The organism is Sporosarcina sp. SAFN-015 (assembly GCF_059415085.1).
This window is the reverse complement of the sequence record NZ_JBPFDR010000015.1, coordinates 20,188-34,795: the sequence shown is the minus strand read 5'-3', so window position 1 is coordinate 34,795 and position 14,608 is coordinate 20,188. Positions and strand designations below refer to the sequence as shown.

Below are 14,608 nucleotides of genomic sequence, written 5' to 3'. Positions count from 1 at the left end.
AATCATCTGTATATTTAACCATAATAAAACACCCCAAAAGTTAGATTTTCAACTCTAACTTTTGGGGTGCACTTCACTCTACGGCGGGTTATTTCATTTACAAAAAAGAAGTTGTCCAAACACGGACAACTCCCATCAATAATAATCTTATTGATTTCCTTTTTTAACCCACTCTGCAACTGTAACTGTCCGTTTTGCTTGATGCTTCACAGCACCTTGAACATCCTCAATCATTTTACCGTCCTGGCCGACTGTTACGCTCGTGCCGTAAGGATTTCCGCCTGCTCCAAAGAGAACTGGGTCAGTGTATCCAGGAGGTGCAATGATAGCGCCCCAGTGCATCATTGAAGTATACAGGGATAATAATGTAGCTTCTTGGCCGCCATGTGGATTTTGAGCAGACGTCATCGCGCTTACTACTTTATTAACCGTCTTGCCGCTTGCCCAAAGGCCACCTTGAATATCTAAGAATTGCTTCATTTGCGATGGCATATTGCCAAAACGGGTTGGGACGCTAAAGATAATTGCATCTGCCCATTCGAGATCTTCTGAAGTTGCCACTGGAACGTCTTTTGTCGCTTCGACAGTTGATTTCCAAGCTTCATTTCCTTCGATGACTGATTGTGGAGCGAGCTCTTGAACTTTCAATACTTTAACTTCGGCACCGGCTTCTTTTGCACCCGCTTCAGCCCATTTAGCTAATTGATAGTTTGTACCACCCATACTATAAAAAATGACAGCCACTTTTACATTCGACATTTTTTCCATCTCCTTTGGCTTTCCAAATATTTTTGCTAAAAAGCGCATTATTGCACCTGCTTCTTCGATAATTTCATAACCATACTCTTCTAGCTATACCACTACAAAAAAGTTTTATTCAACCCCTTATCTGTCCATATGAAAGAGGGTGCAGAAAGATCAATGACTTTCCTGCACCTCATCGGATAATGCCAACTCTTTTATTTCTACTCTGTATACGCCAATGCATACAAGGAGCTCATCAATGCTTGAACCCCGACTGCCAATTGTTCAGGGCTTGTATATTCCAAAGGATTATGACTGATTCCTTCGCGGCTTGGAACGAAGATCATTGCTGTCGGCACGACGGGCGCAATGATTTGTGAATCATGCCCAGCACCGCTATGCATCACCTTATAATTGAATCCATTTTCTTTCGCTTGTTTTTCAATGGTTTCAACGATTTGTTTATTCATAGGAATCGGATCCTCATCCATCCACATATCAATCGTCGTCTCTACACCTGAATCAGCAGCGATCCTCTTGATAATTGTTGTCAGTTCCTCCGTAAACTTTACGAGGGCCTCTTTTTCCGTATGCCGAACGTCAAATGTAAATAGCGCTTCCCCTGGAACAACGTTTACAGTGTTCGGTTTGACTTCGATTTTACCGACTGTCGCAACGAGCGGATCGCCGTATTCTTTTGCTCTGTTAATGACATTATTGATCATTTGGCTGGCGGCATATAACGCATCTTTCCGATACCCCATAGGTGTAGTCCCCGCATGGTTTGCGACACCTTTCACTTCGATCGTAAAACGCCTTTGTCCGACAATGCTATGAACAACTCCAATGTCTTTTCCTTCCTTCTCTAAAACATTGCCTTGTTCGATATGGATTTCAACAAATCCTTTCAAGTCATTGCGGAGCGCTTTCGATTCATCCCTAAAATTAAAACCAGCAGCTCTCATTGCCTCTACGAAGGGAACATCGTTGAAATCCGTAATGTCTACAACGTCCTCTTTTTTCGCAATGCCGACAAAATTTTTGGACCCCCAGAAGGCATATGGGAAACGGCTTCCTTCCTCCTCGGCAAACGACACGACCTCGAGATTTCGGAGGGGCTGGCCATATTTCTCCTTTAAAAGGCGGATCGCTAATATTCCCGCCAATATTCCAAAGGCGCCATCTAACTTGCCGCCGTTTTTAACAGTATCTACATGCGAGCCGGTTAAAATTGTTTCATTTTTATACATACTTCCTTCTAATCGGCCAAATAAGTTTCCGATATCATCATAACGAGTAGTCAATCCATCATCTTGCATTCTTTTTTCCAACGCTTTTTGCCCTTCCACCCATTCTTTTGTATATAGTAACCTTGTAACACCACCTTCAGGATCCTTCCCGTATTCCGCCAGCCACTCTTCAAGACGAGCAATTTCACGTGTTACATCTGTCACATTCATCTACCCCTTTGTATTGGTTGTCCGTTTTCAAACACGACATCCCCACCTACAATTGTTGTCTTCACTTTTCCTTTGAAAGTCCTTCCAATATAAGGCGAATGTTGATGGCGGTAAAACAGATCTTCCTTCTTCAATTCAAAGCTTTCATTCAGATTGACAAGTGTCAAATCAGCATCATAATCTGCTGCAATCGTTCCTTTTGTCTTCAGTCCAAATATTTTCGCCGGATTTTTTGACGTCAATTCAACAATTTTCTCCAACGGCACATTCCGTTTGAAATGTCCTTCCGTCAAAAGAATATTCAACATGGACTGGGCTCCTGAAATCCCTCCCCATCCATCGAAAATATTATCGCTTATCACTTTCATGGATGCTGGCGCCGGTGAATGGTCGGAGCCGATTGTGTCGATTTCGCCATTCGCTACTGCCGTCCATAATTCATCCACTTCTTCTTGATCTCTTAATGGAGGGGCACATTTTGCGATGACGCCTTGTTCTTCCAAATCCTTTACAGTCAATGATAAATAATGCGGACACGTTTCAACCGTTATGTCGACGCCTCTTTGTTTCGCATCATTGATCACTTCCACGACTTTCCGGCTGCTTGCATGCACGATATGAAGTTTACAGCCCGTCAATTCGGCATAAGAAAGAATTCTTCGGACCGCTTCAATTTCCGAAATGACTGGACGGGATTCGACATAGTCTCTCGCCGTTACTTTGCCTTGACCGATTCTTTCTTCCGCAAGCTGTTCACACATGACCGTACTTTCAGCGTGAACGGCTAATAGGGATCCCAAGGATGCAATCTCCCTCATTCCTTTATAGATCGTTTCATCATCGACGTTATGGAAGTCGTCAATTCCGCTCGGCGACATGAATGCCTTGAAGCCGATAACGCCATTTTCATGAAGCTCACGCAGATTTGCTATGTTTTCTGGTACGAGCCCACCCCAGTAATATGGATTCACAATGGATTTTTCCTCTGCCAATGCACGTTTCATTTCTAAATTGGCTTTATTGATTGTCGGAGGGGTACTATTCAGTGGCATATCAAAAAACGATGTCGCCCCGCCGGCAGCTAAACTCCTGCTACCCGTCTCCAATCCTTCCCATTCTGTTCTGCCCGGCTCGTTAAAGTGGACATGCGAGTCAATGACGCCTGGGAAAACATGAAGACCTTCCGCATTTATCTCCTTGTCTGCCGTTGCTTCGAGCGGCTTTCCGAAAGACACTTCCATAATCTTTCCGTCCTTGACGGCGATATCTCCTTTTTCCGTTGAGTCTGCCGTTACAATCGTTCCATTTTTAATGATCAAATCGTAGCTTGCCATTGAAAATCCCTCCAAGTTTTGCCGATCTTATTATTCCCGTTGTGGAAACTAGATTCCTGTTCATTATGTGTCTCATCCTTCTTCTATATCCATTAACCTTTACAAAGCAAACATGCATAAGCAATATTCAAGAATTCAATCAAGTTCTATACAATGGATGTTTATTACGTTATGATGGTATTTCAGCTATGAAGTAAGGAGGAGTAATGATGGCAAGAAAAGCTTATGAAGTAAAAGGCTCAACGGCATCAGGTCCGTATTCAGCTGCGGTGGACGCAGGTGATTTAGTTTATTTATCCGGGCAGACCGCAATGAACTCCGCTTCTGCGGATAATATAGCAGGTGACATCGGAACACAAACAAAATTGTGCTTTGATCACTTGTTTGAGGCGCTGGAAGCAGCTGGTCTCACACCTGATGATGTTGTAAAAGTAAATGTTTATTTGACTGATATGAATAATTTTTCCGCAATGAACGAAGTATATGCAACGAAGTTTTCTAAACCGTTTCCTGCAAGGACTTGTGTCGCAGTGGTAGCACTTCCACTCGGAGCAGAAGTGGAAATCGAAGCGATTGCGAAAAAACCTAACTGAGTAATATGAATGAATATAAAGGCGTCCCCCAAAATATGTATAAACGTTTTTGGGGACGTCTTTTTTTTTCTCCAAAATGAAACTGTTGACGCAACGTCAAACAGCATGCTATTATTATCTTGAATTAAAGATAAATTAATTCAATCGGTAAATAATGAATCCAAAAACCATGTTAGTTGAAAAACAAACAAATTTTTTTAACTATATATCTTGAATTCGAGACAAATTAAGGAGGAGAACATACATGAACCAATTAAAAGGCATTCACCACGTGACAGCCATTACGAGCAGTGCAGAGATGATTTATGACTTCTTCACGTACACATTAGGATTGCGCCTCGTAAAGAAAACAGTAAACCAAGATGACATTCAAACGTACCATCTATTTTTCGCAGATGATGCAGGCAATCCAGGTACGGATATGACATTTTTCGACTTCCCCGGCATTCAAAAAGGAGTACACGGAACAAACGAAATCTCAAAAACTTCTTTCCGTGTACCGAGCGATGCTGCGTTAGCATATTGGGTAAAACGCTTCGACAAATTTGACGTGAAGCATAAAGGCATCCAAGAGCAATTCGGTAAAAAGGTATTGTCATTTGTAGACTTCGATGACCAACAGTATCAGCTCATTTCTGACGAGCTCAATGAAGGCGTCGAATCAGGAACGCCATGGCAAAACGGACCGATTCCTTTGGAGTTCGCCATTACAGGACTCGGACCAATCCATATCCGGACTTCCTTCTTCGATCACGTGAAAGATATGTTGGAGAAAGTATTTATAATGAAGGAAATTGCACAAGAAGAGTCATTCCATTTATTCGAAATGGGCGAGGGTGGAAACGGCGCTCAAGTAGTTGTGGAATATAACACGGTCCTTCCGCAAGCAATGCAAGGATTCGGCACTGTCCATCATACGGCATTCCGTGTAGAGGACCGCAAAGAAATCGATGTTTGGCAACAACGTTTGCAAGGCTTCCAATTGCCAAACTCAGGCTTTATCGACCGTTATTTCTTCGGCTCGTTGTATACGAGAATCGCACCTTCCATTCTGTTCGAATTGGCGACGGACGGCCCTGGCTTCATGGGCGATGAGCCGTATGAAACGCTTGGCGAAAAACTATCGTTGCCACCATTCTTTGAAGACAAACGCGAAACAATTGAAGGCCTTGTACGGCCAATTGATACAGTCCGTAGTACGAAGAACATTGAAAAAGAATACTTGTAAGGAGGTGAAACTTTAAAAGATGGGACTTTTTGATAAATTATTTGGATCTAAACAACAGGAGGAACAAACAATGACAAATTTAAATATCGGTATTATTTTAGGATCAACTCGTGATGGACGTGTAAGCCCTCAAGTAGGTGCTTGGGTAAAAGAATTGGCAGATCAACGCGGAGACGCTAACTATACAGTAATCGATATCGCAGATTACAAATTGCCATTGCTAGGCGAGCCAGGAAGCGATGCTTCAGGCGCGGCCGCATGGTCAGAAATCGTTGGAAAACAAGACGGATTCGTATTCATCGTTCAAGAATACAACCACTCCATTACCGGAGCGCTTAAAAACGCTTTAGACTTCCTACGCGAAGAATGGAACAACAAAGCAGCCGGTATCGTATCTTACGGTTCAGTAGGCGGTGCTCGCGCAGCTGAACATTTACGCGGCATCCTTGGTGAACTATCCGTAGCGGATGTTCGTGTTCACCCAGCTCTATCACTATTCACTGATTTCGAAAACGGAACAGACTTCAAACCAGCGGAAGTACAAGCTTCTTCTGTAAATCAAATGCTAGACCAAGTTATCCCTTGGGCGACTGCATTGAAAACAATTCGATAATAAGTAAGAGTAACCATCCCTTGCATTGGCGCAAGTTAGATGGTTACTCTTTTTTTATATGAAGGCTTCCCTTCTGAACTTATCGACCCCATACCCTATCAAAGCGGCAACAAAAGCAGGCAAAACCCAGCCCAGTCCATGCTCAAAGAACGGAACAACATCTAACCACCTGGTCAAAATCCCGACTTTATAACCGATGCTCGTCAATACCTCGTACAGCGCAAAAATTGACGTCACGGCAACCGATAGCCGGTACATCATCTTCCCTCCGCCCGCAAAATGCTCGAATAACGAGAGAATGACCAATACGATGGAAATTGGGTAAATGAGCACTAATAATGGCACTGCCAAATTTAGAATCGTATTCAAACCTAAATTAGACACTAACAAGCCAATCAATACAAAAATAACAACATACGAGTGGTATTGAATTTCAGGATAAATCTCATTAAAAAATCTAGCACATGCAGTAATCAAGCCAACACAAGTCGTCAGACATGCCAGTGTTACAATCACACCGAATATAAGTCCACCACCGCTAGCAAATAGGATATCCGATGCTACAGTCAATATATCCGCGCCATTTGCAAAGTCATTTGTCTTCGGTATGACCCTTCCAATCCATCCTAAGGAGACATAAACAACGGCCAATCCGAGACCAGATATAATTGCGGCCCCCAATGTCCCTTTTACAAGCTCCGATTTGGATATTGCACCTTTATCCTTCAGTGCATTTATGACAACAATCCCAAACGCAAGCGCCGCCACAGCATCCATTGTGAAATACCCTTCCACGAAACCTTTTACAAATGGAGACGATGCATAAGTTCCTTCCGCTGGAGAAGCTATATTTTCAAATTTGATAAAGGCCCGGATAACCAGCAAAGCTAACACTAGCAATAAAATAGGAGTCAACAGCTGTCCGATTCGATCTACTATTTTCTTGGGATTTAAACTAATGAGGTAAGTCACTCCAAAAAACAGCAAGGAGAATACTAGCAATGCAAGCCAGCCATTGACGTCTACGATTTGCTTGAAACCCAACTCGTACGCTACATTCGAAGCTCTTGGTATTCCATATAAAGCCCCGATTGACATATAGATAATGATCGCAAAAATTAGGCCAAACAGTCCATGCACCCTGCTGCCAATAGAGATTAGCCCATTTTCAGACAATGCGATTGACATGATTGCCATGAATGGCAGCAAGACACCTGTTATAAGAAACCCGGCAATTGCCTGTCCGAAGTTGCTCCCCGATTCCAAACCTAGAAGGGGTGGAAAAATTAGATTTCCAGCCCCGAAGAATAAAGAAAAGAGCATAAGTCCTGAAAACAATACATTTTTCCTACTCATCGTAAACCCTCCTAATTCTTAGCGAACGAACCATCTACTTCAACAGTCTCAAATATATTAATAAATGCAGTCTTATCATAGCCACGTACTATCTTTTTCACCTGCAACATTTCATATCGTGTAACAACAGTCATTAAAATATGTTTCTTTTCTTGTGTATAGCCGCCGTAACCCTCCGTGATTGTAATACCTCGATAGATAGACTTCAATAGATCTTCCCGAATTGCCTCTCCTTGCGAAGTGACAATCTGCATTGTTAACTTAATGTGATTTGTGTGAATACTATCAATCATTTTACCTGTCAAATAGATGGACAAAAGCGTATATAATGCGATATTCCAGTCAAATACGGCACCCGAAATGAAAACTATAATGCCATTCATACTAGTCAGAAGAAGTCCGATACTTATATTGCTCGTCCGGGAAAGGATGATTGCTATGATATCCAATCCACCGGAAGTGCCAGAGTACTTTAAAATCAAGCCAACACCGATGCCGCTCATGACACCTCCAAAAATCGTCGACAATAATATGTTGTCTGTAACAGGAATTACTGGTAACACATACAAGAACACAGATAGCGACACAACACAAACCAGTGTATTGACCGTAATCAACCTTCCAAGTTTAAAGTATCCTAATACAAGTAAGGGTAAATTAAGCAAAAAATTCATTAAGCCAATATCAAATGGGGTAATTTTCCCAATCAAAATAGCAATACCGCTAATTCCACTGCTTAAAATTCCATATGGAACGAGAAAGAAATTAAAAGCAAAAGCAACAATCAACGAACCCGCTACGACAATACCATTTTTCATTCCCAATAGACCTCCTTAGAGTAAAACTGACTTCATCTGTCTGTTATTTTTCCACATAAAAAAACCCGCCCCTAAACAGGGACGAGTTTGTGCTCGCGATACCACCCATATTCCGCAAGTTCCAGATAACATTTGAAACAATACGGCTCTCAATCAACGTACAATCATACGTGTTCCCTATAACGGAGGAAATCCGGCAAGACTTACTATATTCAGCCTTGCATCTCGGAGAATGATTTTCGGAAAAGATCTGTCCATCGACTTTCACCAAGCGTCGACTCTCTAAAGAACAGGGTTCTTCACTTACTGTTTCTCGTCAAGGATTTTCATTTATACAATACAACTTAACAGAGAGTGATTGGAAAAGTCAATAAGCATTTATTATTTCATAACTTTTCGATCATTCTTCCAACTAGTGCAGCAGATTCAGCAAGATGGATTCTGTTTCCGGTGTCTTGATCGCAAAAGTAGAAGCATTTCATACCAAACGTTACTTATTAAAATAAAATGCTTGTTGACTGATTCTTACTATTTTCACTCAACCTTTAGTTTCCACGACAAAAAAACCTCTTTCCAATTCTTCTTGGAAAGAGGCTGTTAATTTTCATTTCATTATAGATAGCGGTTTATATTAATATGCATACGCCCAATTCACCTATTGAACAATGTACAATCTTATGGTAAATTTATTAAGATAGACACTTCATAATTAAAGTGAATATATTATCCCCACTTTAATTATACAACGTAATCTATTCGCCAGTCAAGCCTTTTACTCATTTTTTTAAAGGGGTGTTAGCTATGAAATCAACTTTTCAGCAGGAGCAGCAACGAGTGGACAGTGTGTTGGAGGTCATTACGGAACGGATTCAAAAACTGGAGGATGATACAACCCGGCAGCGGAATGAAGTCGTGAATATCCGCAAGCATTTCTGGGATGAAGTCAAAGTCAATGTCGATACATTTGACGACTATCTTGAAACGATCATCGGCTTGAGACAAGAAGCGCAAGCACTCGCGGTTAGCCAAACTACTCACCGCCATTCATCCAAACGATTGTCCACATTGCGCCGAATGAAAGAAGCTCCTTACTTTGGCCGAATTGATTTCGTGGAAGATGGTGTTTCAAATGAAGAACAAATTTACATTGGGATCGATACGTTATCTGACGACAGTGGAGAAGATTTCCTTATATACGACTGGCGCGCGCCAATTTCTAGTGTCTACTATGATTATCAGCCAGGAAATGCTTCCTATGTTACCCCTGGCGGCGTCATCCAAGGAAGATTGGAGAAAAAGTGGCAATATTTGATTCGCGGGGGTGTTCTTCAATCGATGTTTGACACGAGCCTCACGATTGGAGACGAAATTTTACAGCAAGTGCTAGGCAAAGGTACTGATAAACATATGCACAGCATCGTCGCTACTATTCAACAAGAGCAAAACAGGATTATCCGTCACGACCAAGGGAAACTTCTCATCGTTCATGGTGCTGCAGGTAGCGGAAAGACGTCAGCCGCCCTTCAACGGATCGCCTATTTGCTATACAAATATCGCGATAGCCTTAATGCAGACCAAATTATACTGTTTTCACCGAACACGTTGTTCAACAGTTATGTGTCCAATGTTTTGCCGGAACTCGGTGAAGAGAATATGCAGCAAGTCACCTTCCAAGAATACTTGAATCATCGATTAAGCAAGAACTATCAGGTCGAAAATCCTTATGATCAGTTGGAATATGTCTTAACCGCAGCGGATTCCCCTTCCTATCAATCAAGAGTGGCAAGTATTCAATTTAAAGCATCACCATCTTTCTTTGATGCGATCGAATCGTATAGGGAGTCGTTAGAGGTTTCCGGCATGCTATTCAAAGACTTGATTCTTAGGGGAAAGTCGATCGTATCCAAAGAGCAAATAGCGGAACGGTTTTATCGAAAAGATACATCACTCCGCTTCCATAACCGACTTGAAAAGTTGAAAGATTGGCTGCTGAATAAACTAAAAGAGGCAAAAAATGTTGAACGGCATCAACCATGGGTGCTGGAGCGAATCGAGCTGCTCAGCGACGAGGAATACAATAAAGCGCATGCGTACTTAGCAAAAAAGCGCGGTTTTAAAAGAGACTCAATTGCCGATTATGAGGTGGACACAAAAGAGCTAGCTCAATTGATCGTGCAACAGAGATTGAGGCCGTTGCAAAGACAAGTTCGGGCATTTGAGTTCATCGATACGAAAGGCATCTATAAGCAGCTGTTTGCCGACCCTTTGGCAATAAAACAATGGATGACCGGAGACACACCTCCGGAATGGCCTGCTATTTGCCAAGCAACTCTGAACATGTTGGATGAAGACCAGCTTCACTACGAGGATGCTACTCCCTTTTTACTGCTCAATGAGCTAATCAAGGGCTTTCAGGCAAATCGTACGATAAAACATATCGTCGTTGACGAGGCGCAGGATTATTCTCCTTTTCAATTTGAGTTTTTGAGACGTTTGTTTCCATCTGCGAAGATGACCGTGTTAGGGGACTTCAATCAAGCGATTTTCGCCCACGCGAGCGAAACAGTCGATTTCCACGTGCTAACGAATCTATTTGGCCCTGATGAGACAGAAGTTATCAATATGACAAGAAGCTATCGCTCAACAAAGCCGATCATCGAATTCACAAGAAAATTAATGCCGAACGGTGAGCAGATCATCCCATTTGATCGTGAAGGCGAGCTGCCTAAACTGCAGCAGGTGATCGATCATGCAGAACTGCACCGCCACATCAACGAAAAAGTCGTGCATTTCCAAAGCATCGGCTACAACACCATCGCAATTATATGCAAATCAGCGGAGGAGAGCCGTCGTGCATATGAAGCACTAACTACAATCGAAGACATAAAACTGCTGCGAAAAGGTTCCATGGAGTATGAGCAAGGAGTTGTCGTCGTGCCGGCGTATTTGGCAAAAGGCATCGAATTTGACGCAGTTATCATCTACAATGCATCCATGCATGTTTATGGAGAAGAGAACCTTCGCAGAATTTTTTATACCGCGTGTACACGGGCGATGCATGATTTGCAATTGTACAGCGTCGGTAATCCTACCCCATTGTTGCAAACCGTTCCGCAAGGTTCTTTCATCTCAACTTAACTAAAGCACGGTTTCCTTTTCAGAAGTATTTCTGCCCTAGTATCTACTGTTGATATTTACGCAATGCGCCGGCATGATACAAGTTTTAGTCTCAACTTGTATCATGCCGGCTTTTGTATTTTGTTTATTAATGAGGGAAATCATTTTTCCTTATTTCGACGCTCGCTCAACTGTCTTTTGTTCTCTGCCACAAGGCGATCAAAATACGAGAGTTCAGCCTCTTCCTGAACAAGTGGTTTTGTCGTAAGCTGTTCCTTCTCAACTTTACTCTCAATTGATTCGCTAGATTCCGGCTTTTGTGGAGTTTCAATCGTTTGAATAGGAGCTTTAACTGTCTGAATGAAAGTTTGCTTATCTTGAAGCGGCTGTAAAGGTTCCGGTATCCGCTCCGGCTGGTCTCCCATAAGCATCTCCAGCTTGGCAAACCATTTTCGGGCTTCTCTCTGAAACGCCTCAAATTCTGGCGAACTCTTAGCTAAAGGAAGATATGGTTGATTGTAGAAATTGACTTGAAAAAAAGAATGCTTTGCATGATTCATTTTAAGAAGGAGAGCTAGCGACGTTACTTTGTCAACAGGCTTCTTATTCGGATCCGTAGAGATGGCACCCATTGTCCCTTTGGCAATATCATCCACCGTTCCATATGATGAATGGATGAACCCATCTTCCACTATCGCAACGCCATCAAGATCCTTTATCGCAAAATTCAGCAGCCGATAGGGCATACCTAGATAAGGTTTCTGCAAAACCTCCCCCTCTTTATCTTCCGCAAACCATATGTATAGGCGCTGTTTGTCATAGTCGACCGCGACTCTTGACAACAAATCAGTGGACGTTAGGGATGGCATCTTATCAAAGTCTGCTAGATCTTTATTCAGAGAAAGCAAAACTTCCTTCTGTTTTTCCTTTTGACGTCCCTCCACAATTTGCGAGTGTCCTAAAACCATAATTCCAATGAAAAATACAATAATTGAAAGAACAATGCCCATAAAGGCAAAGCCATTAAAAATAGAATAGATAAGGAACCCAATCGCAACTATAGGAGTTAGACAACCAAGACCGGTTAAAAATCGTGTGGAATTTGTTGGAATGACGTTTACCCCCTTTCGATTTTATCCATGTTCTATAAACCCTGACACTGTCTTTACGAGCCGTCCTGCGAAAGGTTTCAAATCCGCTTTAATCCCCGCCATTATTGCAAACATATTGGATTCAATCGACTTCTTCTTAGACAGGACTTGGAAAAATATGTTGCCGACGTAAACCTCTTTGGATATGATAATCTAAAAGGATGGTGAATTTTCAATGAAGAGCGATATTGAAGATTTATTTGATAGGGATAAACAAAACGAGCCGAAAATGAAAGTAGAAAGGAAGGCTGGGGAACCGACCGCGGCATTCAAAGGGGCCTCCTGGGCAGCACTATTAATCGGAGTATCCGCTTATTTAATTGGACTATTTAACGCAGCAATGGAGCTGAATGAAAAAGGATATTATTTCGCGATATTAATATTTGGTCTTTATTCTTCTGTCTCTTTGCAAAAAGCAGTAAGAGATAAAGATGAAGGTATTCCAGTGACGAATATTTATTATGGCATTAGCTGGCTTGCACTACTTATAGCCATTTTATTGATGGGCATTGGCTTGTACAATGCAGGAAGTATCGTTTTAAGTGAAAAAGGGTTTTACGGAATGGCTTTTGTTCTAAGTATTTTTGCAGCTATCACCGTTCAGAAAAACATTCGAGATGCACAGAAAGCAAGAGAGAGCGATTGAGGTCTATTCCATCAATCCGCATAGCCATCCCCGTTCCAAATCCGGAACGGGGTTTTTCTTCTGTCGCTCTTATTCATACTAGCAACTAAATTTCTTTGCAAATTATTATGAACATTATTTCATATTTTTCTTTGCGGGTGAACCTTTTTTCAGTCTGAAATCATATTTGTCTTCATGTTTAAACTTCGGATCTGCGTAAATCGATTGTGTATCACTATTTGAAGCAGAAATAAACTCTGGGAAAGCAGTGTACTCTTCCTCTTTCCAAACCCAAAAGCCAGTTTTTCCTTTCTCCTTATGAAATACATTCTTCTTTAGTTTGTTTTTATGATTTGTAGAAAAATAGTTGGCGATAAATAAACGAGAAGGCCCTGCCGTCAAAATGTTTTTTTCAATTACATTATTTTTTGTATCGTGCTGCAATAATAATTGACCCCCATTTAACCCCTTTGTATCATTTCGGTAAATGACATTTTGAGAAATTGTGGAATTTATAGTGCCTCCACGCTTTTCATCATACCCGCCAATTGAAATTCCAGTATAAAAATTGTCATAAATGATATTGTTAATAATGATAACTTGCTCAGCATATTTACCGGCGTGTTCAGAAGCCGCTTCAATTCCGATATCACATTTATAAATAATATTCTCTTCTAAGGTTATATTTTTTCCACCATCTATGTAAATCCCCCCAGCGGAGTAATCCTCTCCATAAGCTGGATTACCGTATGAAGATATTTCGTAAACTGTATTATTTTTCACTACACCATTTCTTACAAAGTCAGCCTTTTCATCATTGGATATACCCTCATGGCCGATTAGATCAATCCCGATATTATCACTACGACGAACTAGATTACTTTCCACCTTGAAGCCGTCAATATTTCCATTAAGCACAAGAGCTTCACTTGAACCGAGTTTCAAATTTTCCACGGTATTATTAATTACTTTTATATCTTTCATTGGCCCTGTTCCATATATAGCGATTCCATGGGCATTTCCTTCTTCCGCATGGGTTTCTATTCTGCGCACATGGTTATTCTCTAATGTAATATGACTGCTAGAGCCAGTTACATAAATCCCTACTACCGTTTCATCTGCTACATCAGTTTTTATATCCTGTAACGTTAATCCATGAATCGTCACATAGTTTTTATCGTTTATCGTAACTAAGGAGGAGATGCCTGCTTGACCACCCTTTGCATTCGTTCCACTTAGAACAACTTCTTCTTTTTTGTAGGCTCTAAAAATAACTGGTTTTAATTTTATTCCACTATGTTGAACGATAAGTTTTTCATGGTATGTTCCTTTTCGGATATAAACAGTCGTTCCGGCTTCAGCTTCTAATGCTGCCTTTTCAAGTGTTCGAAACGGCTTTGACTTTGTCCCATCATTTTGATCATTTCCTTTTACGGAGACGTATAGTGCATTGTCCGTTTCGGGTGTACTGTCAGTTAAGACAAAAACCGCCATAATAGCAGCTACGACCAAGAGGACAATAATAATTTTCTTCATTTAATCCTCCCTCTTAGAATCAATCTGACGTAT

At 41.4% G+C, this 14,608-nt stretch carries 12 protein-coding genes and 1 other annotated feature; of the genes, 5 read left to right on the top strand and 7 right to left on the bottom strand.

Annotation, left to right across the window (positions count from 1 at the left end; genetic code table 11):
* Positions 1 to 147: 147 nt before the first annotated feature.
* The 3 genes from wrbA to ACR65H_RS17965 form a co-directional block, all read right to left on the bottom strand.
* Entirely contained in the window at positions 148 to 759 is a 612-nt protein-coding gene (wrbA, locus tag ACR65H_RS17975) for an NAD(P)H:quinone oxidoreductase (protein ID WP_440502266.1), read from the bottom strand.
* A 206-nt stretch (positions 760 to 965) separates the two neighbouring features.
* A complete protein-coding gene (gene allC / locus ACR65H_RS17970) occupies positions 966 to 2,198 on the bottom strand; it encodes an allantoate deiminase (RefSeq protein WP_440502264.1) in 1,233 nt (410 codons plus the stop codon).
* A 2-nt stretch (positions 2,199 to 2,200) separates the two neighbouring features.
* Positions 2,201 to 3,538: an allantoinase gene (locus ACR65H_RS17965; protein WP_440502262.1), complete on the bottom strand. Its 1,338-nt coding sequence runs from the start codon at positions 3,536 to 3,538 to the stop codon at positions 2,201 to 2,203.
* Between the two features lie 209 nt (positions 3,539 to 3,747).
* Here ACR65H_RS17965 and ACR65H_RS17960 point away from each other — a divergent pair, with 209 nt between their 5' ends.
* From ACR65H_RS17960 to ACR65H_RS17950, 3 genes are all read left to right on the top strand, one after another.
* Entirely contained in the window at positions 3,748 to 4,131 is a 384-nt protein-coding gene (locus ACR65H_RS17960; protein WP_440502260.1) for a RidA family protein, read from the top strand.
* A gap of 244 nt (positions 4,132 to 4,375) precedes the next feature.
* The gene (locus ACR65H_RS17955) at positions 4,376 to 5,359 is read left to right on the top strand and encodes a ring-cleaving dioxygenase (RefSeq protein WP_440502258.1); all 984 of its coding nucleotides are present in this window, start codon (positions 4,376 to 4,378) and stop codon (positions 5,357 to 5,359) included.
* A gap of 19 nt (positions 5,360 to 5,378) precedes the next feature.
* On the top strand, positions 5,379 to 5,972 hold the full coding sequence (locus tag ACR65H_RS17950) for an NADPH-dependent FMN reductase (RefSeq protein ID WP_440502257.1): 594 nt from the start codon (positions 5,379 to 5,381) through the stop codon (positions 5,970 to 5,972).
* Between the two features lie 54 nt (positions 5,973 to 6,026).
* On the opposite strand, the gene brnQ is transcribed toward ACR65H_RS17950, so the two are convergent.
* Positions 6,027 to 7,328 (bottom strand): branched-chain amino acid transport system II carrier protein, encoded by a 1,302-nt coding sequence (gene brnQ / locus ACR65H_RS17945; protein ID WP_440502255.1) that lies wholly within the window; start codon positions 7,326 to 7,328, stop codon positions 6,027 to 6,029.
* 11 nt (positions 7,329 to 7,339) lie between these two features.
* Positions 7,340 to 8,146, bottom strand: a complete 807-nt coding sequence (locus ACR65H_RS17940; protein WP_440502253.1) for a YitT family protein — start codon at positions 8,144 to 8,146, stop codon at positions 7,340 to 7,342.
* A gap of 74 nt (positions 8,147 to 8,220) precedes the next feature.
* Positions 8,221 to 8,475 (bottom strand) — a binding site (T-box leader).
* Positions 8,476 to 8,947: 472 nt separating this feature from the next.
* Between ACR65H_RS17940 and helD the strand changes: the two genes are divergently transcribed.
* Positions 8,948 to 11,284: an RNA polymerase recycling motor HelD gene (helD, locus tag ACR65H_RS17935; RefSeq protein ID WP_440502251.1), complete on the top strand. Its 2,337-nt coding sequence runs from the start codon at positions 8,948 to 8,950 to the stop codon at positions 11,282 to 11,284.
* Between the two features lie 140 nt (positions 11,285 to 11,424).
* On the opposite strand, the gene ACR65H_RS17930 is transcribed toward helD, so the two are convergent.
* Positions 11,425 to 12,207 carry a hypothetical protein gene (locus ACR65H_RS17930; RefSeq protein ID WP_440502249.1) on the bottom strand — a complete coding sequence of 261 codons (783 nt, stop codon included), beginning with the start codon at positions 12,205 to 12,207 and terminating at the stop codon, positions 11,425 to 11,427.
* 382 nt (positions 12,208 to 12,589) lie between these two features.
* On the opposite strand from ACR65H_RS17930, the gene yiaA reads away from it, so the two are divergent.
* Positions 12,590 to 13,060, top strand: a complete 471-nt coding sequence (gene yiaA / locus ACR65H_RS17925; protein WP_440502247.1) for an inner membrane protein YiaA — start codon at positions 12,590 to 12,592, stop codon at positions 13,058 to 13,060.
* Between the two features lie 114 nt (positions 13,061 to 13,174).
* On the opposite strand, the gene ACR65H_RS17920 is transcribed toward yiaA, so the two are convergent.
* The gene (locus ACR65H_RS17920) at positions 13,175 to 14,575 is read right to left on the bottom strand and encodes a right-handed parallel beta-helix repeat-containing protein (RefSeq protein WP_440502246.1); all 1,401 of its coding nucleotides are present in this window, start codon (positions 14,573 to 14,575) and stop codon (positions 13,175 to 13,177) included.
* Positions 14,576 to 14,608: the final 33 nt, after the last annotated feature.